Here is a 26,844-nt window from a genome sequence, read left to right as displayed (position 1 = left end):
CGCACCAGCGTAGGGGTGGCGGGGCGGGTGCCCGGCCAGGCGCGGACGCCCGGCCGCACGCCGCTACCCGACCTCGAGCACGACCTTGCCGCCGACGCGCTGGGTCTCGAGGTGGATGCACGCGCTCATGTGCTCCTCGAGCGGGTACACCGCCCCGAGATGCGGGCGCACCTCGCCCCGGTCGATCCACGCCGCGATCCGCTCAAGAGAGGCCCCCTCGGGCCTCGCGGCGACGAGCGCCACGCGCCTGCGCAGCCACGGACCGGCCGCCGCGGCCGCGAACATCGGCCCCGCCGGCCCGAGGAGGCGGCTTCCCTTGAGGGCACCCGCCGGGGCAAACACGCCGTCCGACGCGATCAGGGGCGCGAGCCGTCGCAGCGGCAGCGTCGCGACCGTGTCGAACACCACGTCGAAGCGTTCGCCGCAATCGCGCACGTCCTCGCGGTCGTACGCGATCACGCGGTCGGCGCCGAGGCCAGCCACCCAGTCCGCGTTGCGATCCGCACACACGGCCACCACGCGTCCCGCCCCGAGCGCCTTCGCGATCTGCACGGCGAAGTGCCCCACGCCTCCCGAGGCGCCCAGCACCAGCACGCTCGCGCCGGCCGGCACGCGCGCCTTCTCGAGGCCATGGAGCGCGGTGAGCGCGCCCATCGGCACGGCGGCGGCCTCGGTGAAGGTGAGCGACCGCGGCTTGAGCGCGAGGCGCGACGCGTCCGCGACCGCGGCCTCGCCGCATGACCCGAAGCCGATCTCTCCGTAGACCGCATCGCCCACCTGGAAGGAGTCGACGCCCGCTCCCAGGGCATCGACCACCCCCGCGACGTCGGCACCCAAGACGCGCCGTCCCGGGCCGCGCCACCCGACCGCGCTGCGCGCGATCCACGGATCCGCACGGTAGAGATGCCAGTCGTACGGATTGAGTCCCGCGGCGCGCACCCGCACGCGCACCTGACCCGGTCCGGGTGCCGGGTCCGGCAGCTCGCTCATCGAATGCCCCTCGGGCCCGCCGTAGCGCGTGTAGGTCACGGCCCTCATGGCGCCACCACCACCTTGCCTGCGGCGTGACGCGAGGCCACGCGTGCGAGTGCCGCCTCCGCCTCGCGCAGCGCCCACACGCGATCCACGTGGGGCCGCAGCGTGCCGTCGGCCAGCATCGCGGCGAGCCGCTCGAGGTCCTCTCGCCGCGGCGACGAGTAGTAGGTCAGCACGCGCACGCCGCGCACCACGAGGTTGACCCACGCGGCCTTGGCCACGCGCGCGAGCGGGCCTCCGTCCGGGCCGGGCTCGCCCGAGTTGGGCAACAGGACCCCGCCAGGGGTCAGGAGGCGCATCACCTCGCGCATCCGATGATTGCCCACGTTGTCGAAGACCAGGTCGAAGCGCTCGTCGAGGTCGAGGATCGACTCCCGCGTGTAGTCGACCACGCGCGCAGCGCCCAGGTCCGCGACCCAGTCGGCATTGGCCGCCGAGCACACCGCCGTCACCTCGGCGCCGGCCGCGGTCGCGAGCTGCAGCGCCAGGTGGCCGATTCCCCCGGCCGCTCCGTTGATGAGCACCCGCTGGCCGGGCGCGAGACCCGCCGCGCGCAGGCCGTGCAGCGCGGCGAGTCCCGCCATCACCACCGCTGCGCCGTCCTCCGCGGCGACGGCGTCGGGCAGCCTCGTCACGCGCTCGCACGACGCCACGGCGTGCTGCGCGAGCGACCCTCGCGTCTCGCCAAAGACGCGGTCACCGCGACGGACCCCCGTCACCGCCTCGCCGACCGCGACCACGATGCCCGCGGCATCGGTCCCGATCACGCCGTGGCGCGGGCGCCGTAGCCCGCCACTCATGCGCAACACCCAGGGCCGACCGCGGAGCTTGAAGAGGTCGGCGGGGTTGAGGGCCGCGGCCTCGACGCGAATCAGCACCTCGCGCGGGCCCGGCACGGGGACGGGGACCTCGGAGATCTCGACGATGTCGGGCTCTCCGTACACGCGGTGGACCGCGGCGGTCATGGTGGTCGTGGACACGGTGGTCATGATGCGCTCGTTTCGTGAGTGACGGAAGGGGTGGGGAGGGACGATGCCCTGGCAGAGTCGGCGGGGATGTCCGCCACGGCGTCGCGCGGCGGGCGCAGCCCGACCGTGAGGAGGTAGCCGACCATCCACAGTTCGCCGACGGTCGCGACCAGGGACAGGCCGTCGACCAGGGCGACGGGGGCATCGGCCCATCCGTAGCCCACGAGGGCCGAGGCGACGTACCCGAGGCCTCCCGCGACCAGGAGCCAGCCGAGCAGTCGCGGCAGGCGGCGCGACGCGAGGCCCGCGACGCCCATGGGGATCAGCCACAGCCCGAAGAACACGGCGCCGACACCCCAGGCGTGGTCACTGACCTCGAACAAGAGCTGAGCGGTGGCGGCGGCGTCGCCCGCGGGGGCGAGCGTCGGGTCGGCGGACACGGCCGTCGCCGTCGCGAGCGCGGCCGCGGATCCCATGATCGCGGCGGCGTTCATCAGTCCGAATCCGGCGATCGCGGCCCCGGCGACGGGCGCGTCGCGCCGCCACAGCCCGAGGAAGCCGATCGCCGCGAGCGCCTGAGCGATGACGACAGCGAGTTCGAGGGCGAGGTAGGCGAGACCCGTGAGCCGGGCCGTACGAAGGGTGGACATGGTGGACTCCTGGGGTGCGCGAGGGCGCGTCGAGTAGAGCCGCGTGCCGCGGCCGTCATGAAGGTGTGCTGCGCCGGGGCCGCGGCGCGGCCCGAGCGTGCGGTGAAGGGCGGCGCTAGGCCTGCTCCTCCTCGGGGTACTGGAAGACGTCATCGAGCGGGACGTTGAACGCCCGCGCGATCTGGAAGGCCATCTCGAGTGACGGCGAGTACCGTCCCTGTTCGATCGCGATGACGGTCTGGCGGGTCACGCCAATCCTCTCGGCGAGGTCCGCCTGGGTCATCTCGCCGTGCGCGAAGCGCAGCGCGCGGATCGCGTTCGTCACGCGGGTCGAGCGTCCCATCAGAAGCCCCTGCGGTACGCGCGGAGCTTGGTGGCGGCGACGATCACCCCAGTGATGAGTCCGGACAGGAACAGGGCGTGAGCGATCCAGAAGGGATCGGCGTCGAGCATCGCGAGCACCGCGGCGGCGGCCGATCCCAGTCCGGCGAGCGTGTAGCCGCGCGCATTGCCGAGGAGCTCGATCTGCTTGTCGCGGACGTCGCCGTCCTCCCACTCGGGCGTCTCGCCGGCGACCTCGGCACGCACGCCGGTGGCGATCGCCGAGGCGATGGTGCCCGCGACGATGAAGACGATGATCGCGCCCCACGCCCACAGCATCGGCGCGACCCAGCTGACCTCGGCGACCGGCGCGTCCAGGGCGCGCGCCACGATGACTGCGAAGTAGACGATTCCCACGAGCGGGAACACCACGAGGCTCGCCCACACCATGCGTTCGGTCATGGTCATGAGAGGTCTCCTCGGTACGCGGAGAGCGACACAACTGCGGAGGAGACGGAGCCGAGGAACGAGCCGACGAAGAGCACGTGGGCGCTCCAGAAGGGGTCCGCGTCGAGCGCCATCATGATGAGCGTCACGAGCACGGCCAGGCCGGTCAGCTGGCCCCCTGCGGTCTCCGACATCAGCGCGATGTGGGTGTCGCGTTCGTCGGCGACGCGGGTGCCGCGGGCGCGCCAGCGCATCGTCCCGTAGACCGCCCCGTAGATGGCGCCGCCCACGACCAGCGCGGCGAGCATCGGCCCCTGCCACGCGACCTGCGTGAAGGGAAGGTCGTCGCCAGCCGCGCGTACCGCGATGACCACCCAGTACGCGACGAAGGCCGCGATGCCGAGCCCCAGGCCGATCGCCCGATTGCGCTCCTCGAAGGACATCACAGCCCCCTGCGGTCGAGCACCACGCGTGCGCCGACGCCGAAGACGGCGGCGAGCGCGTACGCGAGGAAGAGCGCGTTGGCGATCCAGAAGGCGTCCGCCTCCCGGATCGCGAGGACCATGGGCCCGAGCGCGAAGATCGAGAACGCGTAGAAGGCGAGGGCGTCCGCGCGGCGGCCGATCTCCTTGTCGCGCTGGTCGGTGAGCTCCGCGCGCGGGCCGCGACCGCGCACGATCGACCTGCCAATCGCGTGGATCACGATCGAGGCGACGATCGCGCGGAAGAGCGCGCTGGTGTAGTCGACGTCCGCGGCGGGGGTCGAGTCGAGCTGGATCGCCAGCCACGCCACGTAGACCGCCGTCGTGACCAGCGCGGCGAACCCGTACGCCACCTGGCCTCTCAGCTCGAAGCTCATGTCCCCTCCGGTGTCAAAGATTGTTGACTTGCTCAAGGTATGCCTCGCTTGACATCGTGTCAAGAGTTCTTGACATGGACGATGCAGGGCGCGCGCCCGCCGCGCCACCCCGCCTCTGTTCGCACCACGTACCCCCCGTTCGCAAGTCACACATCTGGAGCCACGTGGAACGCGCGCACACGGGGATTCCGAATTACCCGGCGTCAGATGTGTGACGTGCGGAAGAGCAGGCCCACACGGAGCGGACCCGCACGGAGCGGGTCCTACGCGTGCGCCCGGTCGAGCCAGCGCCCGGCCCGCGAGATCCGCACGTAGGCGATGCCCATGAAGACGCCCCGCGCGACGTTGAAGAGCAGGAACGCCCGCCAGAGGTCGTGGTTGCGGCCGTCGTCGACCCACGCGAGACCCGCGAGCAAAGCGGGCACGAAGACCAGCAGCGCCGCGGCGAGCATGGTCACGAGCATCTCGCGCGTGCGACCCGCCCCCAGGAAGACGCCGTCGAACAGGTACGCCGCCGAGGACGCGAGCGGCAGCCACACGACCCATCCGATGTGCTCCTGCGCCGCGGCGGTGACCTCCGGCAAGGACGTGAGGACCGCGAGGAAGGGCCCCGAGGCGAGCAGGTACGCGATCGTGAAGACCCCGCCGATCGCGACGGCGGGCAACGCGGAGGCCGCGACCGCGCGGCGGAACGCCGGAACGTCACGCCGTCCCACCTCGCGCGCGACCATCGACTCCGCCGCATGCGCGTAGCCGTCCTGCCCATAGCTGGCGAGCAGCATGAGCTGCATGAGGATCGCATTGGCCGCAAGGATGTCCGGTCCCAAGCGGGCCCCGTAGGCGGTCACGAACGTCAACACCGCATACAACGTGGCGGTGCGCAGGAAGAGGTCCGTGTTCATCGCGGCCAGACGCCGCCAGCCGGTGCGCAGCCCGCGGCCGCGCCAGCGCCGCACCGCGGCCCGCGTGGCAGGTCGAGCCGCCCGCCACCAGAGCGTCACGGCGACCGCAAGACCCAGCCACTCGGCGATCACGGTCGCCGCCGCGGCCCCCGCGGAGTTCCACCCCAGTCCCCCCACGAAGGCCACGTCGAGCACCAGGTTGACCACGTTGACAGTCGCGACAATCACGAGCGGCCGTCGCGTGTCGCCGGCGCCCACGAACCACCCCGAGATCACCAGCGTCACGAGCGCGGCCGGCACGGAGGCCATGCGGATCCACGCGTACTGGATCGCAAGGTCCCTCACGTCGCCCGCCGGCGCGAGGACGGACATCAGTGCGGGCACCGCGATCCACTGCAGGAGCAGCGCTCCCCGCCGATCGCGACCGCAAGAAGGGCCGCGCGTTGAGCGTGGGTGACCGCGGCATCGTCCCTTCCCGAGCCCAGCGCCCTGCCCACCAGCGACGTGGTGCCGGTGCGCAGGAAGCTCACGAGCCACATCACGGCGCTCAGCACCGTCGACCCCAACGCGACCGCCCCCAGGTGCGTGGCGTTGGAGAAGTGGCCGAGCATCGCGGTGTCCACGAGACCCACCAAGGGCACCGTGATGTTGCCCAGGATCGCGGGCCACGCGAGCGAGAACGCGCGACGATGCGGCAAGGGGGTGCGAACGGTCACACCGAGACGTTACCGGGCGCCACTGTGACGCTCGGCACACTGCTCTCCCGTTCAGTCGTGGCGCACCATTAGGCTCAGCCCGTGGATCCGCTCACCCTTCGCGTCGCGCTCGCCGCTGTCGCCGTGAGCCTGTTGCTGCTTTCGTACGCCGGCGTGCACCGGCGGACGCGCTCGCGGTACTCCATGTGGTGGTGCCTGTCGCTCGTGGCCACCGCCGCGGCCACCATGCTCTACCTCTTCAACGGCACCGACGCGCAGTTGATCGCCAACCCCCTCGCCAACGCCGTGGGTACCGTCAGCGCCGCGTGCACGTGGGGCGCCGCGCGCGCCCTCGGTGGCCGCACGCTCGGCGTCTGGCCGCTCGTGGTGCCCGCCGCGGGAGTCTTCCTCGCCTCGATCGCGGACCGCCCCGCGACCAACATCTGGGCGGGCGGCTGGGCGACGCTCCTCGCGATGGTGCTGCTGTTCGCCGCAACCGGCCGCGACCTCTGGAAACTCCGCGGGGAGCACCGCGACATGGGCGAGTCCCCTTGGGCACGCGAGCCATCACGATGCTCGCTATGACCGTGTCGGGCCTGACGGTCTTCTACGCGTTCCGCTTCGCGATGTACATGGCGTTCGGCCCCACGCACGAGACCTTCCAGACGTTCGTCGGCTCCGTGCCGACCACGCTCGCGCTGATCGTCGCGCTCGTGATCGTCACGTTCACCATGACCGACCTCAGCGCGGTCGAGAGCACTCACCAGCTGCGCATGCGCGCGACCCGCGACTCCCTCACCGGCCTGCTCAACCGCGGCGAGTTCAAGGCCCGTGCCACGGCCCGCCTCGCAAGCTCGGGCGCACGCCATGCAATCGTGTTTGCCGACCTCGACCACTTCAAGGCGATCAACGACACCCACGGCCACGCGGCGGGCGATGCGGCGCTGGCGACGTTTGCCTCCGCCTGCCAGCAGACGCTCACGGGTGACGAGATTGTGGGCCGCATGGGCGGCGAGGAGTTTGCGCTGCTCCTGCCCACCTCGGAACCCGAGGAGGCGCGCGCCCGCGTCGAGCGCGTGAGCGAGGCGTACGCTCGCCTCGCGAAGGCCGCCAGCATCCCCTCGACCACGGTGAGCTATGGCATCGCGATCGTCGCCGAGACCGACGACCTCGCGCAGGCGCTACGCCGCGCGGACGCCGCGATGTACCGGGCCAAGCGCGCGGGGCGCGACCAGGCAGTCGTCGACGGCACGCACTGACGTTCCGACGCGGGCCGGCGCACGGCTAGTCTGAATCGCGTGAATCGCACGTCCGCCGCCCTGGTGCTGGCCGCCCTCGCGGCTCCCCTTGCGGGCTGCGCCTCGCCGCTCGTGGTCGATGCCGCCCCCTACGCGGCCGATCCCGACTGTGCGCGCGTCATGCTCGCGGTGCCCGAGGTCGTGGGCGGCCTCGACATGAGGGCCACGTCCTCGCAGGCCACGAGCGCGTGGGGCGAGGACAACGCGCTCGTCATGCGGTGCGGCGTCGAGCCCCCGGACCCACCACGGAGACGTGTATCGCGGTCGAGACGTCGGGAGACACCGTCGACTGGCTCGTGCTCGAGGAGGACGATGCGTGGCGCGCGGTGACGTTCGGACGCTCGCCCGCGGTGGAGCTTGAGGTGCCCAAGGTGCGCGCGCAGGAGGCGCTCGGCGACGTGCTTGCCGAGGTCTCCGCCGCCGCGGGGCGCGCCCCGCTCAACGGACTCGCCTGCCGCTAGCCGACCGGGTACGGCTAGCGCAGCCCCACCGGCCGCTCGAGCGCGACCGTGAGCAGCGTCTCCACGAGCGCCGGATACGAGATGCCCGCGGCCGCCGCCATGCGCGGATACATCGACGTGGGAGTGAAGCCCGGCATCGTGTTGATCTCGTTGACCACCACATCGCCGGTGTCCGTCACGAACACGTCGACGCGGGCGAGCGACTCGGCGTCGATCGCGCGGAAGGCGCGGCGCGCATAGTCCGCGACGGTCGCCGCCACGGCGGGCTCGAGCTCCGTGGGGCACAGCAGCGTGACCGCGGCCTCGTCGAGATACTTGGCCTCGAAGTCGTAGAAGTCGTGATCGCCGCCCGTGATGATCTCGCCCGCGGGGGACGTCAGCAGCCCGTCGGGCGTCGCAAGCACCGCGGTCTCGATCTCGCGGCCCACCACCGCCGCCTCGATGAGCACCTTCGGATCGTGCTTCTGGGCGTCCGCGACGGCCGCATCGAGGGCCGCCCAGTCGGACACCTTCGAGATTCCCATCGAGGATCCGGCGCGGGCCGGCTTGACGAAGACGGGAAGCCCTAGAGCCTCGATCTGCTCGCGCTGCTCGCTCACGCCCACCGTGGGGGTGACCACGACATCGGGCGTCACGGGCAGGCCCGCGCCACGGAACACCGTCTTCATGAAGACCTTGTCCATGCCCGCGGCGGAGGCGAGCACGCCGGACCCGACGTATCTCGTGTCGGTGAGTTCGAGCGCGCCCTGGATCGTGCCATCCTCGCCCCACGGCCCGTGGAGCAGGGGAAATACCACGTCGACGTGGGCGAAGTCGCGAGTCTGACCGGCATCGGTCACCACGGTCCACTGCCCCGAACCGGCCGCCCGCGGCGTGACCACGGCCTCGTCGGTCGCGAGTACCTCGGGCATCCGTCCGTCGATGATGCGCCACTGCGCGGGGTCGGAGGACACCGGCGTCCAGCGGCCCTCGCGCGTGATCCCCACCGCGACCACGTCCCACGTGTCGCGGTCGATCGCGCCGAGCACTCCGCCCGCGGTCACGCACGACACGCCATGCTCGGAGGACCGACCGCCGAAGACCACCGCCACCGTGGGCCGCGCCGTCGATGCCGCCATCAGTCGACCTCCGCCTTGCGCGGCCGGGACAACAGCGCCTCGACCACCGACTCGCGCGGCGCGCCGCCCTCGAGGATGGTCACCACGCCGTCGCAGATCGGCACCTCGACGCTAGCCGACGCCGCCAGTTCGCGGATCGACTGGGACGTCTTGACGCCCTCGGCGGTGCCGCGCGTGAGCGCGATCGCCTCCTCGAGCGAGGCGCCTCGACCGATATGGGCGCCGAGCGTGTGGTTGCGCGACAGCGGCGACGCGCACGTCGCGATCAGGTCACCCATGCCCGCCAGCCCCGAGAAGGTCTCGGGCCGCGAGCCGAGCGCGAGGCCCAGCCGCGTGATCTCCGCGAGGCCACGCGTGATGACCGTCGCGGTGGTGTTGTGACCGAAACCGAGGCCATCGGCGATCCCCACGCCCACCGCGATGACGTTCTTGTACGCGCCACACAGCTCCACGCCCACCACGTCGTCATTCGTGTACGGCCTGAAATAGGACGATGCCGTCGCGGCGGCCACGAGTTCGGCGGCCTCCCGGTTGGACGATGCCACGACGGTCGCCGTGGGCTGGTGTTGGGCGATCTCGCGCGCGAGGTTGGGCCCGGACACCACGGCGACGCGATCGGCGCCAAGGGCCCAGGCGTCCGAGATGACGCTCGACATGCGCGCGTGCGTCCCGAGCTCGACACCCTTCATGAGCGACACCGCGACGGCGCCGTCGGGCACGAGCGACGCGAACGGAGCGATGATGCCCCTCACGTGCTGCGCGGGCAGCGCGATGGCCACGAGGTCGGCTCCCGCGAGGGCCTCCTCGACATCGGTGGTCGCGTGAATCCCCGCGGACAACTCGACGCCGGGAATCGACGCCTCGTGGCGGCGCTCGTCGCGGATCGACCGCACGACGGCCTCGTCGCGACCCCACAACGTCACCTGCGTTCCGGCATCGGCCAACACCGCCGCAAACGTCGTGCCCCACGCGCCCGAGCCGAGCACCGCGGCCCGGGTCATCGCGCTCCCCCGCGTCCGTCGCGCTTGCCGCGCATGTCGAACGGCGTCGCGGGAGGCGTCTCCCCACGGATCTCGGCGACCATGGAGGTCAGCGTAGCCATGATGCGGTCCGTCGCGACCCGCAGGGTCGCGGTGTCGAGCTCGCCGCCGCGGAGGTCGTCGAGGTCGACTGGCGGGCCGGCCACCACCGTGATGGTCTTGCGCGGGATGGGGCGCAGGAGCTTGCCGTAGCGCGGAAGGAGGCGCTGTGCGCCCCATTGCGCGACGGGGATGACGGGCACGCCGGTGCTGAGCGCCATTCGCGCCACGCCGGTACGCGCGACCATCGGCCACAGGTCGGGGTCGCGGGTGAGGGTGCCCTCGGGGAACATCGCGATCATGTCGCCGCGGCGCAGCACCTCGACGCCTGCCTCGACGGCCTCGGCGGCGCGGGACGTGCCTCGATAGACGGGGATTTGGTCGAAACCGCGCAGGATCGGGCCGATCACGGGCGCCTCGAAGAGGCTTGACTTCGCGAGGAACCGCGGCGGGTGTCCGTTGTTGTAGAGGAAGTGCGCGAGCGTGATCGGATCCGCGTAGGTCATGTGGTTCGACACCGCGATGAAGCCGGTGTCGGAGGGCAGGTGCTCCGCACCATGCCAGTCCTTGCGCGTGCACGCGGTCACGAGTCCCTGCAGGAACCTCGCGCCGCCGCGATAGAAGCGGGTGGGCTGCGTCGGCACGGGCTTAGACGACCTCGGCGCCGAGCGCGGACAGCTTGCCTCGGAAGTTCTCGTATCCGCGGTCGATGATCCCGATGCCGCGCACCGTGGACGTACCCTCCGCCGCGAGCGCGGCGATGAGGTGGGAGAAGCCGCCGCGAAGATCGGGCACCTCGATGTCGGCCGCCTTGAGCGGCGTGGGACCCGAGATCACCGCGGAGTGCTTGAAGTTGCGGTCGCCGAACCTGCAGGCACGGTCGCCCAGGCACTCGCGGAACAGCTGAACCTGGGCACCCATCTGGCACAGCGCGTGCGTGAAGCCGAACCGCTGCTCGTAGACCGTCTCGTGGACGATGCTCAGGCCCTTGGCCTGCGTCAACGCGACCACGAGAGGCTGCTGCCAGTCGGTCATGAAGCCGGGGTGCACGTCCGTCTGCAGCGCGATCGAGTGGAGGTCGCCGCCCGGGTGATAGAAGCGAATGCCGTCGCGAACCACCTCGAACTCGCCGCCGACCTTGCGGAACACGTTGAGGAACATGCCCATGGTGCGCTGCTGCGCGCCGTGAACGAAGATGTCGCCCTTGGTCGCCAGCGCGGCGGAGGCCCACGAGCCCACCTCGATGCGGTCCGTGAGCGCGTAGTGGTCGTAGCCGTGGAGGCGCTTCACGCCCTCGATCGTGATCGAGCGGTCGGTGTCGACCGAGATGATCGCGCCCATCTTCTGGAGCGTGTCGATGAGGTCCTTGATCTCGGGCTCGACGGCCGCGCCCTCGAGGTGAGTGATGCCCTCGGCCATGACGGCGGTGAGGAGCAGTTGCTCGGTCGCGCCCACCGAGGGGTAGGTGAGCTTGTGCTTGATGCCCTTAAGCCCGTGTGGCGCGGTGAGGTAGAGGCCGTCCTCCATCTGCGTGACCTCGGCCCCGAACTTCTTGAGGATCTCGAGGTGGAAGTCGATCGGCCGGTCACCGATCCGGCAACCGCCGAGGTCGGGGATGACGGCCTCGCCCAGGCGGTGCAGCAGGGGGCCACACAGCAGGATCGGGATGCGGGACGAGCCCGCATGCGCCGCGATCTGTGCGGCATCCGCGCGCACGAGGCTCGAGGTGTCCATGGCGAGGACACCCGCCTCGACGTCGTAGTCGACCTCGACGCCGTGGAGGCGGAGCAGGGAGGACACGACGTTGACGTCTCGGATGTCGGGCACGTTGCGCAGGGTGGACGCCGAGGAGCCCAGCAGCGCGGCAACCATCGCCTTGGACACAAAGTTCTTCGCACCGCGGACGGTGATCTCGCCCGTGAGGGGGCGCCCGCCGGTGACCCGGATGGAATCGGTCATGGGCTCTATCTTCCCCCATGGGCGGCGCCACGACCGCACCGGCGCCCGCGCATCGTCCTGGCTACAGTGACGACGTGACCACGTCCGCCCTGTTCGCCGGCCTCGCGACGCTCGACATCGTCCAACTCGTGGAGGCGCTTCCCTCGCCCAACCAGAAGGTCGCCGCGCTGGACTTCACGGTGTGCGCGGGCGGCCCCGCCGCGAATGCCGCGGTCGCGTTCGCCCACTGCGGCGGAGCCGCGACGCTGGCGACCGCGCTGCCCGAGCACCCGCTCGCCGCTCCCCTGCGGGCGGACCTCGAGCGCTGCGGGGTCGAGATCGTCGCGGCGGCCTCCTACGACGGCCCGCCGATCACCGCGTCGATCATGATCACGCGCGCGACCGGCGATCGCGCGGTCGTGTCGCCCACGGGCGTGGCGACGGCTGGCGCGCTCGAGCCGACGCATGAGGCGTCCTTGGACGGCGTGTCCGCGGTGCTGATCGACGGCTACTTCCCGTCGGTGTCGCTGCCGATCGCCGCCAGGGCACGTGCCGCGGGCGTCCCCGTCATCCTCGACGCGGGCAGCCACAAGCCCCACACCGACGCGATGGTGGCGGCGTGCGACATCGCGGTGGTCTCCGACGACTACGCGCCTCCCGGCACCGCGGGCTCTCCCGACCGCGTCGTCGACCACGTCCTCGGACTCGGCGCCAGCGCCGCCGTCATCACGCGAGGCTCCCGGCCGGTCCTGTACCGCACGAGGACTGCCGACGGGTCGGTGGCGATCCCGCCCGTCTCGCCCGTGCGGGACACCCTCGGGGCCGGCGACTTCTTCCATGGCGCGCTCGCGTGGCGCATCGCGTCCCTGGGAAGGGACGATGCCCGGCTGGCGGAGGACATCGCGTTCGCCTCCGCGGTGGTCGCGCGGTCGCTGGGGAGCTTCGGCACGCGCGCGTGGCTTGAGAAGGAGAACGGCTAGGGCGCCGCGGCGGCTCGCGCGGCCTGCACGATCCGCGCGTTGGCCTCATCCACCGAGTCGACCCACGCGACCGCGTCCTCGCGGGATCGTCCCGTCGTCACGCGGCGCTCGATGAGCCGCGCCCTCGCGACCTCCCACGGCACGTCGAGCCACCACAGGGCGTCGAGCAGGGGCCTCACACCCTCCCAGCCGCCGGCACCCCACGCCAGGTAGTTGCCCTCCGTCACCACGACCCGAGTGCCCGCGGGGATCACCAGGCGGTCCGGCACCACGTCGTGGAGGTCGCGGTCGTAGTCGGGCGCGAGGATGTCACGGCCCGCCGCTCGGACGTCGCGCACGCTCCGGAGCAGTCCCACGTAGGCCGCGGCATCGAAGGTCTCGGGGGCGCCCTTGCGGCCCGCGAGTCCACGCCGTGCGAGCTCGGCCGCAGGCAGGTGAAAGCCGTCCATCGGCAGATACGCGGCGGGCACGCCGCGATCGATCACGGCCGACACCAGTGCGCGCGCGTATGTCGACTTGCCCGCGCCGGGAACGCCCGCGATCCCGATCACGACGCGCGGCCGTTCCCCCGCCAGCGACACGGCACGGGCGACGTGCTCGCTCGAGGCGGCGGGTTGATTCACGATGCCGACGACCCTCAGGGCGCCGTGATGAAGATGTCGAAGAGCTCGGGCTGATGAGCATGGACCAGCACCGCGAAGACCACGGCGTCGAAGAGCAGGTGGACCGTGACCACGTACGGCAGCGACTTGGTACGCGCGAAGATCCACCCCTGCACGAGCGCGAACGGGATCGTCAGCGCGGGCCCCCACGCGCGGTAGCCCAGCTCCCACAGGAAGCTGACGAACACGATCGCCTGCAGCACGTTGGCAAGCCACACCGGGAAGTGGGCGCGCAGCAGGGCGAAGACCACGCAGATGAAGAAGAGCTCGTCCCACAGTCCCACCGCGTTGACGCCCACGAACAGCCGCGCGATCTCGCCGTCGGAATCGAGGTCGGGCCAGTTCGTGTACACCCCGCTCGAGATGAAGTACCAGGGCAACAGCAGGTAGCCCACCGCGACCACGATCGCGAGGTACAGCCACATCGTGCGCGTCCAGCGCCGCCCCGTGGCCACGGGGAACGTGATGGCCCGGTCGCCGAACACGTGGTGGGAGATCGCCCACGGCACCAGCACGGCGAGCGAGAGCGCGACCGTGAAGCGGGCCATGCCGGCGTCCGAGAGGTCCGCCTTGAGGGAGATGGTCGAGATGATCACCTGCCCCAGCGCGATGAGTCCCAGGTCGCGCGCGAGCCTGCGGTCCACGGCCGCCGCAAGCACGACGCCAACGATCAACGGCACGTAGCCGAGCGGCCGGACGTGGACCGCGAACAGCAGCACGGCGGCGCCGGTCACCAGGACCGCGGCGACCACGCGCAGGACGGTGTGCGCGTCCGCCCTCAGTGCGGGCACGGCGGGGACAGCAATGGCCGGGGAGCTCATGGCCCGACTATGCCATGTGTCTCCCCGGCCATCTGTTGACCGGTCTCAGGTCAGGACGGCATGTCGGCCGCGCGGGCGGCCTCGATCTCCACGCTCGGGAGGTGCTTCGCGGGCAGCGTGCGCGGACGCCACGCGGCTCGCTTGGCCTCGAAGGCCGTGATGTCGGCCTCGTGCTGCAGGGTCAGGCCGATGTCGTCGAGACCCTCCATGAGGCGCCAGCGCACGTAGTCGTCAATCTCGAACGGCACGGTGAGCTCGCCGCACGTCACCGTGCGATCCTCGAGCGACACCGTGATCTCCTTGCCGGGCTCCGTCTCGAGCAGCTTCCACAGCAGCTCGACGTTCTCCTGGCTCACGACGGCGGCGAGCAGTCCCTGCTTGCCCGAGTTGCCGCGGAAGATGTCCGCGAAGCGCGACGCGATGACGACCTTGAAGCCGTAGTCCTTGAGCGCCCAGACGGCGTGCTCGCGAGACGATCCGGTGCCGAAGTCGGGCCCGGCGACCAGCACGCTGCCGTGCGTGTACGCGGGCTGGTTGAGCACGAAGTCGGCGTCGCCCTTCCACGCGGCGAACAGCGCGTCCTCGAAGCCGGTGCGCGTGATGCGCTTGAGGTACACGGCGGGGATGATCTGGTCCGTGTCGACGTTGGAGCGGCGCAGCGGGACGCCGATTCCGGTGTGGGTGGTGAACTTCTCCATCTCGGTGTCTCCTTACGCGAGCGCCGCGGGGGCGTCGACCAGGTCGTCGGGGCTGGACAGCGTGCCACGCACCGCGGTCGCGGCGGCGACCAGGGGCGACACGAGGTGAGTGCGGCCGCCCTTGCCCTGGCGACCCTCGAAGTTGCGGTTCGAGGTGGACGCCGAACGCTCCTGCGGGCGCAGCTGGTCGGGGTTCATGCCCAGGCACATCGAGCAGCCGGCATTGCGCCACTCCGCACCGAAGTCCTTGAAGATCTGGTCCAGGCCCTCGGCCTCGGCCTGGAGGCGCACGCGCGCCGAGCCGGGGACGACGAGCATGCGCGTGTTCGGCGCCTTCTCGCGGCCCTTGATGATCGCGGCGGCGGCACGCAGGTCCTCGATGCGGCCGTTGGTGCACGAGCCAAGGAAGACCGTGTCCACGGCGATCTCGCGGAACGGAGTGCCGGGCGTCAGCCCCATGTACTCGAGCGCGTTGGCGGCCGCCTCGCGCTCGGCCTCGTCCGCGAAGTCCTCGGGGTTCGGCACGGTCGCGCTCAGCGGCAGGCCCTGTCCCGGGTTGGTGCCCCACGTGATGAACGGCTCGAGGTCGGAGGCGTCGAGGTCGACCTCGGCGTCGAACTGGGCGTCAGCATCGGTGACCAGCGTGCGCCAGTAGGCCACGGCATCGTCCCAATCCTGGCCCTCGGGGGCGTGGGGACGGCCCTTGACGTACTCGAACGTCGTGTCGTCGGGGGCGATGATGCCGGCGCGCGCGCCCGCCTCGATCGACATGTTGCAGATGGTCATGCGCGCCTCCATCGAGAGCGCGCGGATCGCGTCGCCGCGGTACTCGAGCACGTAGCCCTGTCCGCCGCCGGTGCCGATCTTGGCGATGATCGCGAGGATGATGTCCTTCGCGGTGGTGCCCTTGGGCAGCGTGCCGTTGACGTTGATCGCCATGGTCTTGAACGGCTTGAGAGGCAGGGTCTGGGTGGCGAGCACGTGCTCGACCTCCGAGGTGCCGATGCCGAAGGCCAGCGAGCCGAACGCGCCGTGGGTCGAGGTGTGGGAGTCGCCGCACACGACCGTCATGCCCGGCATGGTGAGGCCCAGCTGCGGGCCGACCACGTGCACGATGCCCTGGTCGGCGTCGCCCAGCGAGTGGATGCGGACGCCAAACTCGCGGGTGTTCTCGCGCAGCTTGTCGACCTGCTTGCGCGAGGTCTCGTCGGCGATCGGCAGGTCGATGTCGAGCGTGGGGGTGTTGTGGTCCTCGGTCGCGATGGTGAGGTCCGGGCGGCGCACGGGGCGGCCGGCAAGGCGCAGCCCCTCGAACGCCTGCGGGCTGGTGACCTCGTGGCACATGTGGAGGTCGATGTAGATGAGGTCGGGCGCGCCGTCCTCACCCTTGCGGACCAGGTGGTCTTCCCACAGCTTCTCGGCCAGGGTGGTTCCCATGGGGCTCTCCTTCACCTCTCGACATCTCAGGATTTGAGACGCTAGTATCGCTCTGTGGACAATCATAGCGGAGTCGGCGTCATTGACAAGGCGGCAGCGATCCTGGGTGCGCTGGAGCAGGGACCGGCCACCCTCGCGGAGCTCGTGGCCTCGACCCACCTCGCCCGCCCCACCGTGCACCGCCTCGCCCTTGCCCTTGAGCACCACCACCTCGTGGGGCGCGACTCGACGGGCGCCTTCGTGCTGGGACGCCGCTTCGCTCAGCTGGCCGCGTCCGTCAACGAGGACCGCCTGGTCTCCGCGGCGCAGCCCGTCCTGACCGTCCTGCGCGACCGCACGGGCGAGTCCTCGCAGCTGTACCGGCCGCACGGCGACGAGCGCATCTGCATCGCCGCGGCCGACCGTCCCGTCGGACTGCGCGACTCGATCCCCGTGGGCACCACGATGACCATGACCGCCGGCTCCGCCGCGAAGGTGCTGCTGGCATGGGCGGAGCCCGAGCGCATGCACCGCGGGCTCGCGCGCGCCCGCTTCACGGCCGCCGAGCTCGACAAGGTGCGCGCGAACGGCTTCGCCGAGAGCGCCGGCGAGCGTGAGCCGGGGGTCGCGTCGGTCTCGGCGCCCGTATGGGGGGCCGCGGGCACCGTGATCGCCGCGGTATCCATCTCCGGACCCGCGGAGCGACTCACCTCCTCCCCGGCGCGGTCCACGCCGGCGCGGTGGTCGACGCCGCGCGCCAGCTCACCGAGGTGCTTCAGCGCACCGTGATCGCGTAGCGCTTCGCGATCGCGAGGCGCGCCGCAATCGCGTAACTCGCTGTGGCCGGGCACCTTCACCCGGCCACAGCATCGTCCCCCAGGTCTTGACACGCACGAAACGTTTCGTGTTACGTTGCGCTCACCCAGCGGCCGGTCCCGGCCCGGGCACACCCCTGATGCAATGGCGCAACAAGGAGGAATGGTGGGGCAACTCAAGAGAGCGCTCTCTCGGAGCGCGATGGTCGCACTTCTGGTGGTCGCGGGGGCGACCCCGGCGGCGGCCGATGTCACGAATGGCGGCTTTGACGACGGCGAGACCGGCTGGTTCGCGTACGGCTTCGCTGCGACGACGACCGACGACGGACGCTTCTGCGGGGAGGTGCCCGCGAGCGCGGAGAACCCGTGGGACGCCGCCGTCGGACAGAACTTCACGGAGCTCGCCCCCGGCGAGTACACGCTGACCTACACGGCGAGCGGCGATGGGGCCGTCACCGCCGTGGTCGGCCAGGGCGCCGAGCCCTACGCGCAGTACTGGACGTCGGCCACCACGGTCACGCCCGACCCGGCCACGGTGGTCGAGACGGTCACGATCACGGGCGAGACGTCGAGCCCTCAGCTCGCCTTCCAGGTGGGCGGCAACGCCGGCGCAACCTTCTGCCTCGACGACGTCTCGCTGGTCCCTGCCGGCACGGAGTACCTCTCCAACACGGACTTCGCAACGGAGACCGCGCCCTGGTGGACGTCGAACGTCACGTCGAGCACGCTGGTCGACGGCGTGTGGTGCCTCGACATCCCCGGCGGCACGACCAACCCGTGGGACGTGATCGTCGGCTACAACGACGTGGGCAACCTTGACCCCGAGACGGGCCAGTACGTGCTCCCCGCGGGCCCCTACACGCTGTCCTTCACGGGCAGCGGGGCGGGGCCGGTGCGCGCGATCGTGGGCGACAACGGCGCCCCGTACGGCACGTACGGCGAGCTCATCCAGACCGCGCCGGACGGCACCTACTCGGCGAGCTTCACGCTCGACGAGCCCACGCCGTCGAGCCCCGAACTGCCGAACCTGCAGGTCGCGTTCCAGGTGGGCGGATCAGCCTCGCCGTGGACGTTCTGCCTCGACGAGGCCTCGCTGATCGGTGGCGGAGCGGTCGAGGAGTACAGCCCCGACACGGGACCGCGCGTGCGCGTCAACCAGGTGGGCTACCTCACGGGCGGCCCCAAGCAGGCCACGCTGGTGACCGAGGCCTCCGAACCGGTCGCATGGCAACTCCTCGACGGGGCGACCGTGGTCGCCGAGTCGATGACCACCGTGCAGGGTGTTGACGCCTCGGCCGGCGTCAACGTTCACCTCATCGACTTCTCCGACGTCACCGATCCCGGCACCTACACTCTCGCCGCGGACGGCGAGACGTCGTACGAGTTCGAGATCGGCACCGAGGCCTACCAGCAGCTCAGGTACGACTCGCTCAACTACTTCTACCTCGCACGGTCGGGCATCGAGATCGACGGCGCGATCGTGGGCGAGGACTATGCCCGCGAGGCGGGCCATGTGTCCTCCCCGCCGACGGCGTGGCAAACAAGGGCGACCTCGACGTGCCGTGCCAGAACGTCACCGACTCGCAGGCGGTCTACGGCGAACCGTGGACGTGCGACTACACGCTCGACGTGGTGGGCGGCTGGTACGACGCCGGGGACCACGGCAAGTACGTGGTCAACGGCGGCATCGCGACCGCGCAGTTGCTGGGCACCTACGAGCGCTCGCTCACCGCGCCCGGCGCGGCGACGGACGCCCTCGCCGACGGCACGCTCGATGTCCCCGAGTCCTCGAACGGCGTCCCCGACGTCCTCGACGAGGCCCGCTGGGAGCTCGAGTTCATGCTCGCGATGCAGGTGCCGGACGGCGAGCAGTACGCGGGCATGGTGCACCACAAGATCCACGACGATGGCTGGACGGGCCTGCCGCTCATGCCCGCCGCGGATTCCCAGGTGCGCGAGCTCCACCGCCCCTCGACGGCCGCCACGCTCAACGTGGCAGCCACCGCGGCCCAGGGCGCGCGCCTCTTCGAGGCCTACGACCCCGACTTTGCCGCGGACCTCCTTGAGGCGGCCCGGTCGACGTGGGAGGCGGCGCTCGGCACGCCCGCGCTGTACGCCCCCGCGGCGGACGGCGCCGACGGCGGCGGGCCGTACGACGATGACGACGTCACCGACGAGTTCTACTGGGCCGCGGCCGAGCTCTTCCTCACCACGGGAGAGCAGGAGTTCGCCGACTTCCTCGCCGACTCGCCGATTCACACGGCGGACTCGTTCCCCACCACGGCGTTCAGCTGGGATGCGCTCGACGCGATCGCCAAGATGAACCTGGCGACAGTGCCGAACGACCTTGCCGACCGCGACGCGATCGTCGCCCAGGTCATCGACGGCGCGGACGCGATCCTCGCGGTGCAGGAGGAGCAGGAGTTCGGCCTCGCCCTCCCGGACGACGCGTTCGAGTGGGGCTCCAACAGCCAGGTCCTCAACAACCAGGTGGTGCTCGCGACGGCCTTCGACCTCACGGGCGAGCGCGCCTACGCGGACGCGGTGGTCGAGTCCATGGACTACCTGCTGGGCCGCAACGCCCTCAACCAGTCCTACGTGACCGGATACGGCGAGGTCTACTCGGAGAACCAGCACTCACGGTGGTTCTCGGCGCAGCTCAACGGCGACCTGCCGCACCCGCCGGCGGGCTCGGTGGCGGGTGGCCCCAACACCACGACGAGTACGTGGGACCCCACGTTCGCTGCGCTCTATCCGGATCAGGACTGTGCGCCGCAGTGGTGCTACGTCGACCACATCCAGTCGTGGTCGACCAACGAGATCACGGTCAACTGGAACTCTGCACTCAGCTGGGTGGCGTCCTTCGTGGCCGACCTCGACCAGGCGGACAGGATCGGCAACCCGCCGTTCTCGGACGTCCACGAGGGCCTCGAGCACTATGAGGCGATCCGCTGGATGTGGCAGAACGGTATGACGACCGGCTTCGATGACGGCACGTTCCGGCCCTTCTCCCCCATCACGCGCGACGCGGTCGCGGCGTTTATGTACCGGCTCGCGGACCCCGAGGGGTACGTCGCGCCGGAGACGTCGCACTTCACCGACATCACGCCCGAGAACACCGAGTTCTACACGGAGATCAACTGGCTCTACGACGCCGGCATCTCCACCGGCTGGGCCGACGGCACCTTCCGACCCCAGGGCAAGACCACGCGTGATGCGATGGCGGCGTTCCTGTACCGCTACCTCGAGCCGGAGGGCTACGAGGCGCCCGTGATGTCCCACTTCACGGACGTCACCACCGAGAACACCGAGTTCTACACGGAGATCAACTGGCTCTACGACGCCGGCATCTCCACCGGCTGGGCCGACGGCACGTTCCGCAAGGCCTCTCCGATCACGCGCGATGCGTACTCGGCGTTCCTCTACCGGATCATGACCGCAGCCGACTGATCCCGCACCACCCACACGGCGCGCCGGCCCTCCTCGACCGGCGCGCCGTGTGGCGTCATGACCAATGTCCCTGGCGCTCGCGTGCGCAGGGGCGGACCATGGCGCCATGAGAGCAGTCGTGGTCTACGAGTCGCTGTGGGGCAACACGGCGGCGGTCGCCACCGCCATCGCGGCGGGCTTGGGGGACGATGCCGTGGCCCTGTCGACCTCCGAGGCCACCCTCGCGGTGGTCCAGTCCGCGCAGGTGCTGGTCGCGGGCGCACCCGTGCACGGCATGAGCCTGCCGACGGAGGCCAGCCGCGAGTCCGCACGCTCCAAGCCCACGACGGGCCACCAGCCGGCGCCCGATCTCTCGCACGTGCCGATGCGCGCATGGCTCGAGACGCTGCCCGCGGGGCCGCGACTCGGCGCGGCGTTCGACACGCGCGTGCGCGGCCCGCTCGGCCGCGGTGCGGCCCGGGCGATCGCCCGATCCCTCGAGGCGCACGGGCTTACGCTGCTCGACGGACCGCGCGGCTTCACGGTGCACCTGCGCGCCACCTCGGAGGAGCCCGCGGGGTTGCTGCTGCCCGGAGAACTGGACGCCGCTCATCAGTGGGGCCAGGAGCTCCGCGAACGGGCTCACGCACGCCTCTAGGCACTCCTCGCGCGCCGTTACGCTGGCGGCATGCGTGCAGTAGTGGTCTTCGATGGCGACTGCGGCCTGTGCAACGGGTTCGTCGCGTGGCTGCTGCGCCGCGATCGCACGGGCACGTTTCTCATCGCGGGCTCGGCCGGGGACGCCGGACGCGAGGTGCTGCGTCTGGCCGGGCTCGGCCCGTCCGTGGCAGCCTCGAGCATCGTCGTGTGGGACGGCAGCCAGGGATGGCTGCGCACCGATGCCCTGGCGCGGATCGCGCGCGGCCTCCCCTGGCCGTGGCGAGCGGCCGCCGCGATGCGCATCGTCCCCCGCGCCCTGCGCGACACCGCCTACGACGCGGTGGCGCGCAGGCGACCCCGACGGCCCGCCGAGGACCCCGCGTGCGGCACCCCGCCACCCGCGCTTGTGACCCTGTGGCGGTCACGCCTCGCGAGCGTCGAGGACGTCGCGGCGCTGTCCTGAGACACGACGATGCCCTGGGGACGGACCCCCAGGGCATCGTCGAGCTGGTTCGCTACGGCTTGCCGACGGTGTCGGGCTTTCCTGCGGTCTCGGGCTTGCCCGCGGTGCTGGGCTTGCCCGCGGTCTCGGGCTTGCCCGCGGTGCCGGGCTTTCCCGTGGTCTCGGGCTTTCCCGTGGTCTCGGGCTTGCCCGCGGTACCGGACTTGCCGGGCGCCTGAGTGTCGGCGCTGGGCTCGGGCGACGCGCTGGGCGCCGGGCTCGCGGAGGCGGAGGGCGACGGCTCGGTCGACGGCTCCGTCACCAGGCCGCGCGCACGCTCCGACACACCCTGGCCGAAGTCGCGGCCCGTGGCGTCGGCGGTCGCCATCCACTCGAGCATCGCGGCCACGCGCTCGTGAACCTCGGCCGAGGCCTCGGATCCGTTGGTGCGCAGGCGCTCGGCCACGCCGAGCAGGGCCTCGGAGGACGCGGAGTCCTCCTCGACCGCCTCGACGACGTGCTCGAGGGCACCCTCGCTGTCGCCCGCCTCGTCGAGGACAATCGCCTCGTCGACGCGCTCGTCGACTCCGCCATCGCCGATCCCGAGGTCCTCGAGGGCGCGGTCGACCCCGTACAGCGCGTCACCCGGCGCGGCGTCATCCGCGGCAGCGGCTCCGCCCACGACGCCGAGCCCCAGGAGTGCGAGACCGCCGGCAATGGCGGCGCGCATACGCCATGGGGAAGGGGTTGCCGCCGCAGGCACGGTGAGGGGGACCGAGGAATCCGCGGCGACACTTGCGAGAGCAGCCGCCGCACGCGCCGTCTCGGCGTCGTTCGGCGCGACGTTCAGCGCGCGGAGCGCCGCGATGGCGGGGGCCGCGTCGGCCAGCGGGCCGGTGGCGTCGCCACGCAGCAGCCGCTCCTGGTCGCGGGGCGTGAAGTCGTTGCTCGTCATGGTCCTGTGATCGCCACGCCGCGCCGATCGGTTACATGACCGTCAGGATTTCTCAGCGTCGCGCTTGGCGCGGGCCCGCCGGAGCGCGGTGATGGCGCGGTGCTGGGCCACCTTCACCGCCGACTCGGATTTCCCGACCACCGACGCCGTCTCCCTGACCGACAGCTCGCCGACCACTCGCAGGAGCAGGATCTGACGCTGATCCTCGCTCAACCCGGACAGGAGATCTGCGGTCGCCACGGCCGCGTCGCGGACCAGCACGGACTCCTCCGCGCTGGGGGTCGCCACGCGGTCCGCGCCCTCGGCGAGGTCGGTGAGCTCGGTGTCGACGACCTTGGGGCGACGGCCCGCCTTGCGATGCGCGTCGACCATGCGCCGGTGCGCGATCGAGAACACCCACGAGCGGAAGGCGGACTCGTCGCCGTCGAAGGAGGCGATTCCCTTTGCGACGTGAAGGAAGGTCTCGGCGGCCTCATCCTCGGGCTCGGGCGAGCCGCGGCCAGCGAGGTATCCGCGGACGGGACCCGCGAGGTCCCGGTAGATCTCGCTCCAGGCCCACTGCTCGCCCGCACGTGCCGCAGCCAAGACGCTCTCGAACCCGTGCCCGAGGGTCACGAGGCGGAGCCCTGCACGGTGAATGAGCGCCAGTCAGACATGGAGGGAGACGCTAACACGGTCGCGAATACGCCCGCTTACGACAAAACTCCCCGCCGCGAACGGTGAGGAGTTTCATGTCGTAGCCCCGACGGGATTCGAACCCGCGCTACCGCCTTGAGAGGGCGGCGTGCTAGGCCGCTACACAACGGGGCCCTAGCTGCATCGGCCACCCTCCCGGGCGGCTGGCGCGAGATAAGACTCTACAGCATCGGCGCGTCGTTGCACAACCACCGGCTGCGCTGGCGGAGCGGCCACCCGATCGGCCACGCCGCCCCACCGTGCGCAAGTCACACATCTGGCGCCACGTAGATCGTCACCGAACGGGGAATCGCGAACACCGGTCGCGAGAGGTGTGACTTCCGCTCGACACGACAAGGTGCCGGACCCCCGCCCTCCCCCGCTCCACTTGCGCCGCCGGATGTCGTTACGTAAACTTGAGCGTAGGCGGCTCAAGTCTGAGGCAGCCAGCCGCAAGAGAGCACCACGCACCACCAGGAGGAACTCATGTCCGCTCAGCCCTACGCCCCCGACACCCAGGAGCAGGCCAGCGCGCTCGAGCAGTTCGGCCAGGACTTCACCGCCCTCGCCGAGTCCGGCGCGCTCGACCCCGTGATCGGTCGCGACGAGGAGATTCGTCGCGTCATGCAGGTGCTCACGCGCCGCACCAAGAACAACGCGGTCCTCATCGGCGAGCCCGGCGTGGGCAAGACCGCGATCGTCGAGGGCCTCGCCCAGCGCATCGTCGCGGGCGACGTCCCCTCGTCCCTCAAGGACCGTCGCGTCATCGAGATCGCGATGAGTTCGCTGGTCGCGGGCGCGGCCTTCCGCGGCCAGTTCGAGGAGCGCCTCAAGGCGATCCTCAAGGAGGTCGAGGAATCCGAGGGCCGCATCATCCTCTTCGTCGACGAGCTCCACACGATCGTGGGCGCCGGCAAGGCCGAGGGCTCGGTCGACGCGGGCAACATCCTCAAGCCGATGCTCGCGCGCGGCAAGCTGCGCATGATCGGCGCGACTACGCTCAACGAGTACCGCGAGCACGTCGAGACCGACTCGGCCCTCGAGCGACGCTTCCAGCCGGTCTTCGTGGGCGAGCCCAGCATCGAGGACACCGTCGCGATCCTGCGCGGGCTCCAGGAGAAGTACGAGGTCCACCACGGCGTCAAGATCACCGACGAGGCGATCGTGGCCTCCGCGCGCCTGTCCGACCGCTACATCACCGAGCGCTTCCTGCCCGACAAGGCGGTCGACCTCATCGACGAGGCCACGAGCGCGCTGAAGATGCAGCTCGACTCGATGCCCATCGAGCTCGACCGCGCGCGCCGTCGCATCATGCAGCTCGAGATCGAGCGCACGCAGGTCGCCAAGGACAAGTCCGAGCACGCCAAGGCGCGCCGCGAGGAGATCGACCGAGACATCGCGAGGCTCCGCGAGGAGTCCGATGCCCTCAACCTGCGCTGGGCGCGCGAGAAGGAGCTGATCGTGCGCGTGTCGCAGGCCACCGAGCGGCTCGAGCAGCTGCGCGGCGAGCTCGAGCGCGCGGAGCGCTACGGCGAGCTCGAGAAGGCGGGCCGGATCCGCTACGGCGAGATGCCCGCCGCGGAGCGTCAGATCGCCCAGGCACGCGAGGAACTCGAGGCGATCCCCTGCGGAGCGCATGCTGCGCGAGGAGGTCACGGGCGAGGACATCGCGGGCGTGGTCGCGAAGTGGACCGGCGTGCCCGTCGAGAAGCTCCTCACGGACGAGTCCAGCAAGCTCGGCCACCTCGAGGACCGCCTCCACGCGCGCGTGGTGGGACAGCATCGTGCGATCGCGAGCGTGTCAGACGCGATCCGTCGCGCCCGCGCGGGAATCTCCGACGCGAACCGACCTATCGGCTCGTTCCTGTTCCTCGGCCCCACGGGCGTGGGCAAGACCGAGCTCGCGCGCGCCCTCGCGGAGCAGCTCTTCGACGACGAGCGCGCGATGATCCGCATCGACATGTCCGAGTACATGGAGTCCCACGCGGTCTCGCGTCTCATCGGCTCGCCCCCGGCTACGTGGGCTACGACCAGGGCGGACAGCTCACGGAGGCCGTGCGTCGGCGCCCGTACAGCATCGTCCTGTTCGACGAGGTCGAGAAGGCCCACCCCGACGTGTGGAACGTGCTGCTGCAGGTGCTCGACGACGGCCGCCTCACCGACGGCCGCGGCCGCACGGTCAACTTCACCAACACGATCATCGTGATGACCTCGAACCTGGGGTCGGACGTGGTGCTCGCGTGGGACGGGGTCGACCGCGAGGCGCTCGAGCGTGACCTGCAGGCGGTACTGCGGCGCGCCTTCAGGCCCGAGTTCCTCAACCGCCTCGACGACGTCGTGATCTTCGACCGGATCGACCCCGCCGCGATGGAGGGAATCGTCGACACGGAGCTCACCAAGACCGTCGCCCGGCTCGCGGAGGCGAAGGAGATTGCGCTCACCGTCACGCCCGAGCTGCGCGCGGCGCTCGCCCGTGACGGCTTCGATCCCGCGTTCGGCGCGCGCCCGCTCAAGCGCCTCATCCAGACGCGCCTGCTCAACGCGCTCGCCAAGGAGATCGTGGACGGGCACGTGGGCGAGGGCGACGCGGTGACGGCTGGTTGGGATGGCGAGGCGGTCACCCTCGAGGTCGAGTAGGACCGGACGATGCCCGGGTGGGCCGCGCGCGTGCGCCCGCCCGGGCATCGGCGTAGGTTCGTAAGAAGGGGCAGTTCCGCTCGCAAGGAGGGGTCGCCATGGCGCGCACCTACGTGGTCACGGGATCGGCATCGGGTATCGGGAGGGCGACCGCGGACCTCCTGAGAAGTCAGGGCCACACCGTCATCGGAATCGACCTCCACGACGCCGACCTCACGGTCGACCTCACCAGCCCCGCCGATCGCGCCCTCATGGTGGACATGGTCGCGGAGCGCTCGGGAGGCGGCATCGACGCGATCATCGCGGTGGCCGGTCTCGCGTCTCCTACGCCCGCGACGGTCGCGGTCAACTACTTCGGGATGGTCGCGACGCTCACCGGCCTGCGGCCGCTGCTCCTCGACTCGCAGGACCCGCGCGCCGTGGGCGTCTCGTCGATGGCGAGCCTGTTCCCCGGCGATCAGGCGCTCATCGACGCGATGCTCGACGGGGAGGAGGACGCGGCGCTCGCGAGCGCCGGCGAGCTCGCGGCGGACCCGCAGTTGGGCCAGCTCATCTACGGCTCGACGAAGGCCGCGTTCTGCCGCTGGATCAGGCGTCACGCCGCGACCCCGGAGTGGGCGGGCGAGTCGATCCCGCTCAACGCGGTCGCCCCCGGCGTGATCCTCACCCCCATGGTCGAGCCGCTACTCGAGACCGAGGAGGGGCGCGCCCAGATCGCGCAGGCCGTGCCGATGCCGCTGGGCGGCTTCGCCGAGCCCATCGTGGTCGCGCGCCTGCTCGCGTGGCTCGCGAGCGAGGACAACACGCACCTGTGCGGCCAGGTGGTGTTCGTGGACGGCGGCTCGGACGTGGTGATTCGCGGGGACTCGGTGTGGTGAAGCGC

At 71.1% G+C, this 26,844-nt stretch carries 29 protein-coding genes, 1 tRNA gene and 5 pseudogenes; 14 read left to right on the top strand and 21 right to left on the bottom strand.

Going from position 1 to position 26,844, the window contains the following annotated elements:
* Nucleotides 1-63 precede the first annotated feature (63 nt).
* The 9 genes from QUE44_RS01535 to QUE44_RS01495 all read right to left on the bottom strand — a co-directional run bounded on the left by QUE44_RS01535 (nucleotide 64) and on the right by QUE44_RS01495 (nucleotide 5,898).
* The gene (locus QUE44_RS01535) at nucleotides 64-1,038 is read right to left on the bottom strand and encodes an NAD(P)-dependent alcohol dehydrogenase (protein ID WP_286215496.1); all 975 of its coding nucleotides are present in this window, start codon (nucleotides 1,036-1,038) and stop codon (nucleotides 64-66) included.
* The gene (locus QUE44_RS01530) at nucleotides 1,035-2,024 is read right to left on the bottom strand and encodes an NAD(P)-dependent alcohol dehydrogenase (protein WP_286215495.1); all 990 of its coding nucleotides are present in this window, start codon (nucleotides 2,022-2,024) and stop codon (nucleotides 1,035-1,037) included. The genes QUE44_RS01535 and QUE44_RS01530 overlap by 4 nt, the downstream gene beginning before the upstream one ends.
* Nucleotides 2,021-2,653 (bottom strand): DUF4386 domain-containing protein, encoded by a 633-nt coding sequence (locus QUE44_RS01525; RefSeq protein ID WP_425558033.1) that lies wholly within the window; start codon nucleotides 2,651-2,653, stop codon nucleotides 2,021-2,023. Before QUE44_RS01525 ends, QUE44_RS01530 begins: the two co-directional genes overlap by 4 nt.
* A gap of 115 nt (nucleotides 2,654-2,768) precedes the next feature.
* A complete protein-coding gene (locus tag QUE44_RS01520) occupies nucleotides 2,769-2,996 on the bottom strand; it encodes a helix-turn-helix transcriptional regulator (protein ID WP_286215493.1) in 228 nt (75 codons plus the stop codon).
* The gene (locus QUE44_RS01515; RefSeq protein ID WP_286215492.1) at nucleotides 2,996-3,442 is read right to left on the bottom strand and encodes a hypothetical protein; all 447 of its coding nucleotides are present in this window, start codon (nucleotides 3,440-3,442) and stop codon (nucleotides 2,996-2,998) included. Before QUE44_RS01515 ends, QUE44_RS01520 begins: the two co-directional genes overlap by 1 nt.
* On the bottom strand, nucleotides 3,439-3,864 hold the full coding sequence (locus tag QUE44_RS01510; protein WP_286215491.1) for a hypothetical protein: 426 nt from the start codon (nucleotides 3,862-3,864) through the stop codon (nucleotides 3,439-3,441). Before QUE44_RS01510 ends, QUE44_RS01515 begins: the two co-directional genes overlap by 4 nt.
* Nucleotides 3,864-4,280 (bottom strand): hypothetical protein, encoded by a 417-nt coding sequence (locus QUE44_RS01505; protein ID WP_286215490.1) that lies wholly within the window; start codon nucleotides 4,278-4,280, stop codon nucleotides 3,864-3,866. Before QUE44_RS01505 ends, QUE44_RS01510 begins: the two co-directional genes overlap by 1 nt.
* Before the next feature lie 263 nt (nucleotides 4,281-4,543).
* Complete coding sequence (locus tag QUE44_RS01500; RefSeq protein ID WP_286215489.1) at nucleotides 4,544-5,566, bottom strand: MATE family efflux transporter; 1,023 nt, start codon at nucleotides 5,564-5,566, stop codon at nucleotides 4,544-4,546.
* Entirely contained in the window at nucleotides 5,554-5,898 is a 345-nt protein-coding gene (locus QUE44_RS01495; protein WP_286215488.1) for an MATE family efflux transporter, read from the bottom strand. Before QUE44_RS01495 ends, QUE44_RS01500 begins: the two co-directional genes overlap by 13 nt.
* An 81-nt stretch (nucleotides 5,899-5,979) precedes the next feature.
* Here QUE44_RS01495 and QUE44_RS01490 point away from each other — a divergent pair, with 81 nt between their 5' ends.
* The 4 genes from QUE44_RS01490 to QUE44_RS01475 are packed head-to-tail and all read left to right on the top strand — an operon-like array spanning nucleotide 5,980 to nucleotide 7,636.
* Nucleotides 5,980-6,462 carry a hypothetical protein gene (locus QUE44_RS01490; RefSeq protein WP_286215487.1) on the top strand — a complete coding sequence of 161 codons (483 nt, stop codon included), beginning with the start codon at nucleotides 5,980-5,982 and terminating at the stop codon, nucleotides 6,460-6,462.
* Nucleotides 6,459-7,136 carry a GGDEF domain-containing protein gene (locus QUE44_RS01485; protein ID WP_286215486.1) on the top strand — a complete coding sequence of 226 codons (678 nt, stop codon included), beginning with the start codon at nucleotides 6,459-6,461 and terminating at the stop codon, nucleotides 7,134-7,136. Before QUE44_RS01490 ends, QUE44_RS01485 begins: the two co-directional genes overlap by 4 nt.
* Nucleotides 7,137-7,175: 39 nt before the next feature.
* The gene (locus tag QUE44_RS14310) at nucleotides 7,176-7,505 is read left to right on the top strand and encodes a DUF3515 family protein (protein WP_433997176.1); all 330 of its coding nucleotides are present in this window, start codon (nucleotides 7,176-7,178) and stop codon (nucleotides 7,503-7,505) included.
* A complete protein-coding gene (locus tag QUE44_RS01475; RefSeq protein WP_286215484.1) occupies nucleotides 7,394-7,636 on the top strand; it encodes a hypothetical protein in 243 nt (80 codons plus the stop codon). The genes QUE44_RS14310 and QUE44_RS01475 overlap by 112 nt, the downstream gene beginning before the upstream one ends.
* Nucleotides 7,637-7,650: 14 nt before the next feature.
* Here the strand turns inward: QUE44_RS01475 and QUE44_RS01470 are convergent, their stop codons facing one another.
* From QUE44_RS01470 to murA, 4 genes are read right to left on the bottom strand one after another with little or no spacing between them, the layout of a single operon-like run.
* Nucleotides 7,651-8,754, bottom strand: a complete 1,104-nt coding sequence (locus tag QUE44_RS01470; protein ID WP_286215483.1) for a D-alanine--D-alanine ligase family protein — start codon at nucleotides 8,752-8,754, stop codon at nucleotides 7,651-7,653.
* Nucleotides 8,754-9,755: an NAD(P)H-dependent glycerol-3-phosphate dehydrogenase gene (locus tag QUE44_RS01465; RefSeq protein WP_286215482.1), complete on the bottom strand. Its 1,002-nt coding sequence runs from the start codon at nucleotides 9,753-9,755 to the stop codon at nucleotides 8,754-8,756. The genes QUE44_RS01470 and QUE44_RS01465 overlap by 1 nt, the downstream gene beginning before the upstream one ends.
* On the bottom strand, nucleotides 9,752-10,477 hold the full coding sequence (locus QUE44_RS01460; protein WP_286215481.1) for a lysophospholipid acyltransferase family protein: 726 nt from the start codon (nucleotides 10,475-10,477) through the stop codon (nucleotides 9,752-9,754). Before QUE44_RS01460 ends, QUE44_RS01465 begins: the two co-directional genes overlap by 4 nt.
* A gap of 4 nt (nucleotides 10,478-10,481) precedes the next feature.
* Nucleotides 10,482-11,792: a UDP-N-acetylglucosamine 1-carboxyvinyltransferase gene (murA, locus tag QUE44_RS01455; protein ID WP_286215480.1), complete on the bottom strand. Its 1,311-nt coding sequence runs from the start codon at nucleotides 11,790-11,792 to the stop codon at nucleotides 10,482-10,484.
* A gap of 74 nt (nucleotides 11,793-11,866) precedes the next feature.
* Between murA and QUE44_RS01450 the strand changes: the two genes are divergently transcribed.
* Complete coding sequence (locus tag QUE44_RS01450) at nucleotides 11,867-12,751, top strand: PfkB family carbohydrate kinase (RefSeq protein ID WP_286215479.1); 885 nt, start codon at nucleotides 11,867-11,869, stop codon at nucleotides 12,749-12,751.
* Here QUE44_RS01450 and QUE44_RS01445 read toward each other — a convergent pair.
* The 4 genes from QUE44_RS01445 to leuC are packed head-to-tail and all read right to left on the bottom strand — an operon-like array spanning nucleotide 12,748 to nucleotide 16,369.
* Entirely contained in the window at nucleotides 12,748-13,374 is a 627-nt protein-coding gene (locus tag QUE44_RS01445; RefSeq protein ID WP_286215478.1) for a nucleoside/nucleotide kinase family protein, read from the bottom strand. The genes QUE44_RS01450 and QUE44_RS01445 overlap by 4 nt on opposite strands.
* A gap of 14 nt (nucleotides 13,375-13,388) precedes the next feature.
* Complete coding sequence (locus QUE44_RS01440) at nucleotides 13,389-14,234, bottom strand: CPBP family intramembrane glutamic endopeptidase (protein WP_286215477.1); 846 nt, start codon at nucleotides 14,232-14,234, stop codon at nucleotides 13,389-13,391.
* A gap of 50 nt (nucleotides 14,235-14,284) precedes the next feature.
* Nucleotides 14,285-14,932 carry a 3-isopropylmalate dehydratase small subunit gene (leuD, locus tag QUE44_RS01435; RefSeq protein ID WP_286215475.1) on the bottom strand — a complete coding sequence of 216 codons (648 nt, stop codon included), beginning with the start codon at nucleotides 14,930-14,932 and terminating at the stop codon, nucleotides 14,285-14,287.
* 12 nt (nucleotides 14,933-14,944) lie between these two features.
* Nucleotides 14,945-16,369: a 3-isopropylmalate dehydratase large subunit gene (gene leuC, locus QUE44_RS01430; RefSeq protein ID WP_286215474.1), complete on the bottom strand. Its 1,425-nt coding sequence runs from the start codon at nucleotides 16,367-16,369 to the stop codon at nucleotides 14,945-14,947.
* 54 nt (nucleotides 16,370-16,423) lie between these two features.
* On the opposite strand from leuC, the pseudogene QUE44_RS01425 reads away from it, so the two are divergent.
* Both QUE44_RS01425 and QUE44_RS13845 read left to right on the top strand, forming a co-directional pair.
* Nucleotides 16,424-17,145 (top strand): annotated as a pseudogene (locus QUE44_RS01425) (IclR family transcriptional regulator).
* Between the two features lie 163 nt (nucleotides 17,146-17,308).
* Nucleotides 17,309-17,701 (top strand): annotated as a pseudogene (locus QUE44_RS13845) (hypothetical protein); the annotation flags it as partial.
* A gap of 38 nt (nucleotides 17,702-17,739) precedes the next feature.
* Here QUE44_RS13845 and QUE44_RS01420 read toward each other — a convergent pair.
* Complete coding sequence (locus QUE44_RS01420; protein WP_286215473.1) at nucleotides 17,740-17,880, bottom strand: hypothetical protein; 141 nt, start codon at nucleotides 17,878-17,880, stop codon at nucleotides 17,740-17,742.
* Between the two features lie 187 nt (nucleotides 17,881-18,067).
* On the opposite strand from QUE44_RS01420, the pseudogene QUE44_RS13840 reads away from it, so the two are divergent.
* The 4 genes and pseudogenes from QUE44_RS13840 to QUE44_RS01400 all read left to right on the top strand — a co-directional run.
* A pseudogene (locus QUE44_RS13840) lies at nucleotides 18,068-18,481 on the top strand (cellulase N-terminal Ig-like domain-containing protein); the annotation flags it as partial.
* A gap of 215 nt (nucleotides 18,482-18,696) precedes the next feature.
* A complete protein-coding gene (locus tag QUE44_RS01410; protein WP_286215471.1) occupies nucleotides 18,697-20,613 on the top strand; it encodes a glycoside hydrolase family 9 protein in 1,917 nt (638 codons plus the stop codon).
* A 106-nt stretch (nucleotides 20,614-20,719) separates the two neighbouring features.
* A complete protein-coding gene (locus tag QUE44_RS01405) occupies nucleotides 20,720-21,250 on the top strand; it encodes a hypothetical protein (protein ID WP_286215470.1) in 531 nt (176 codons plus the stop codon).
* Nucleotides 21,251-21,280: 30 nt separating this feature from the next.
* A complete protein-coding gene (locus tag QUE44_RS01400; RefSeq protein WP_286215469.1) occupies nucleotides 21,281-21,715 on the top strand; it encodes a thiol-disulfide oxidoreductase DCC family protein in 435 nt (144 codons plus the stop codon).
* Between the two features lie 52 nt (nucleotides 21,716-21,767).
* On the opposite strand, the gene QUE44_RS01395 is transcribed toward QUE44_RS01400, so the two are convergent.
* The 3 genes from QUE44_RS01395 to QUE44_RS01385 all read right to left on the bottom strand — a co-directional run bounded on the left by QUE44_RS01395 (nucleotide 21,768) and on the right by QUE44_RS01385 (nucleotide 23,459).
* Complete coding sequence (locus QUE44_RS01395; RefSeq protein ID WP_286215468.1) at nucleotides 21,768-22,649, bottom strand: hypothetical protein; 882 nt, start codon at nucleotides 22,647-22,649, stop codon at nucleotides 21,768-21,770.
* Between the two features lie 42 nt (nucleotides 22,650-22,691).
* The gene (locus QUE44_RS01390; RefSeq protein WP_286215467.1) at nucleotides 22,692-23,264 is read right to left on the bottom strand and encodes an RNA polymerase sigma factor; all 573 of its coding nucleotides are present in this window, start codon (nucleotides 23,262-23,264) and stop codon (nucleotides 22,692-22,694) included.
* Between the two features lie 122 nt (nucleotides 23,265-23,386).
* Nucleotides 23,387-23,459: transfer RNA gene (locus QUE44_RS01385), tRNA-Glu, on the bottom strand.
* Nucleotides 23,460-23,810: 351 nt separating this feature from the next.
* Between QUE44_RS01385 and QUE44_RS14305 the strand changes: the two are divergent.
* The 3 genes and pseudogenes from QUE44_RS14305 to QUE44_RS01365 all read left to right on the top strand — a co-directional run.
* A pseudogene (locus QUE44_RS14305) lies at nucleotides 23,811-24,647 on the top strand (AAA family ATPase); the annotation flags it as partial.
* Nucleotides 24,585-25,961 (top strand): annotated as a pseudogene (locus QUE44_RS14470) (AAA family ATPase); the annotation flags it as partial. The pseudogenes QUE44_RS14305 and QUE44_RS14470, both read left to right, overlap by 63 nt.
* A gap of 98 nt (nucleotides 25,962-26,059) precedes the next feature.
* Nucleotides 26,060-26,839 (top strand): SDR family oxidoreductase, encoded by a 780-nt coding sequence (locus QUE44_RS01365; protein WP_286215466.1) that lies wholly within the window; start codon nucleotides 26,060-26,062, stop codon nucleotides 26,837-26,839.
* Nucleotides 26,840-26,844 lie beyond the last annotated feature (5 nt).

Source organism: Demequina sediminis (genome assembly GCF_030296675.1).
Lineage (GTDB): Bacteria > Actinomycetota > Actinomycetes > Actinomycetales > Demequinaceae > Demequina > Demequina sediminis.
Note: the sequence above shows the minus strand (reverse complement) of the source record. Positions and strands in the feature narration are given on the sequence as shown.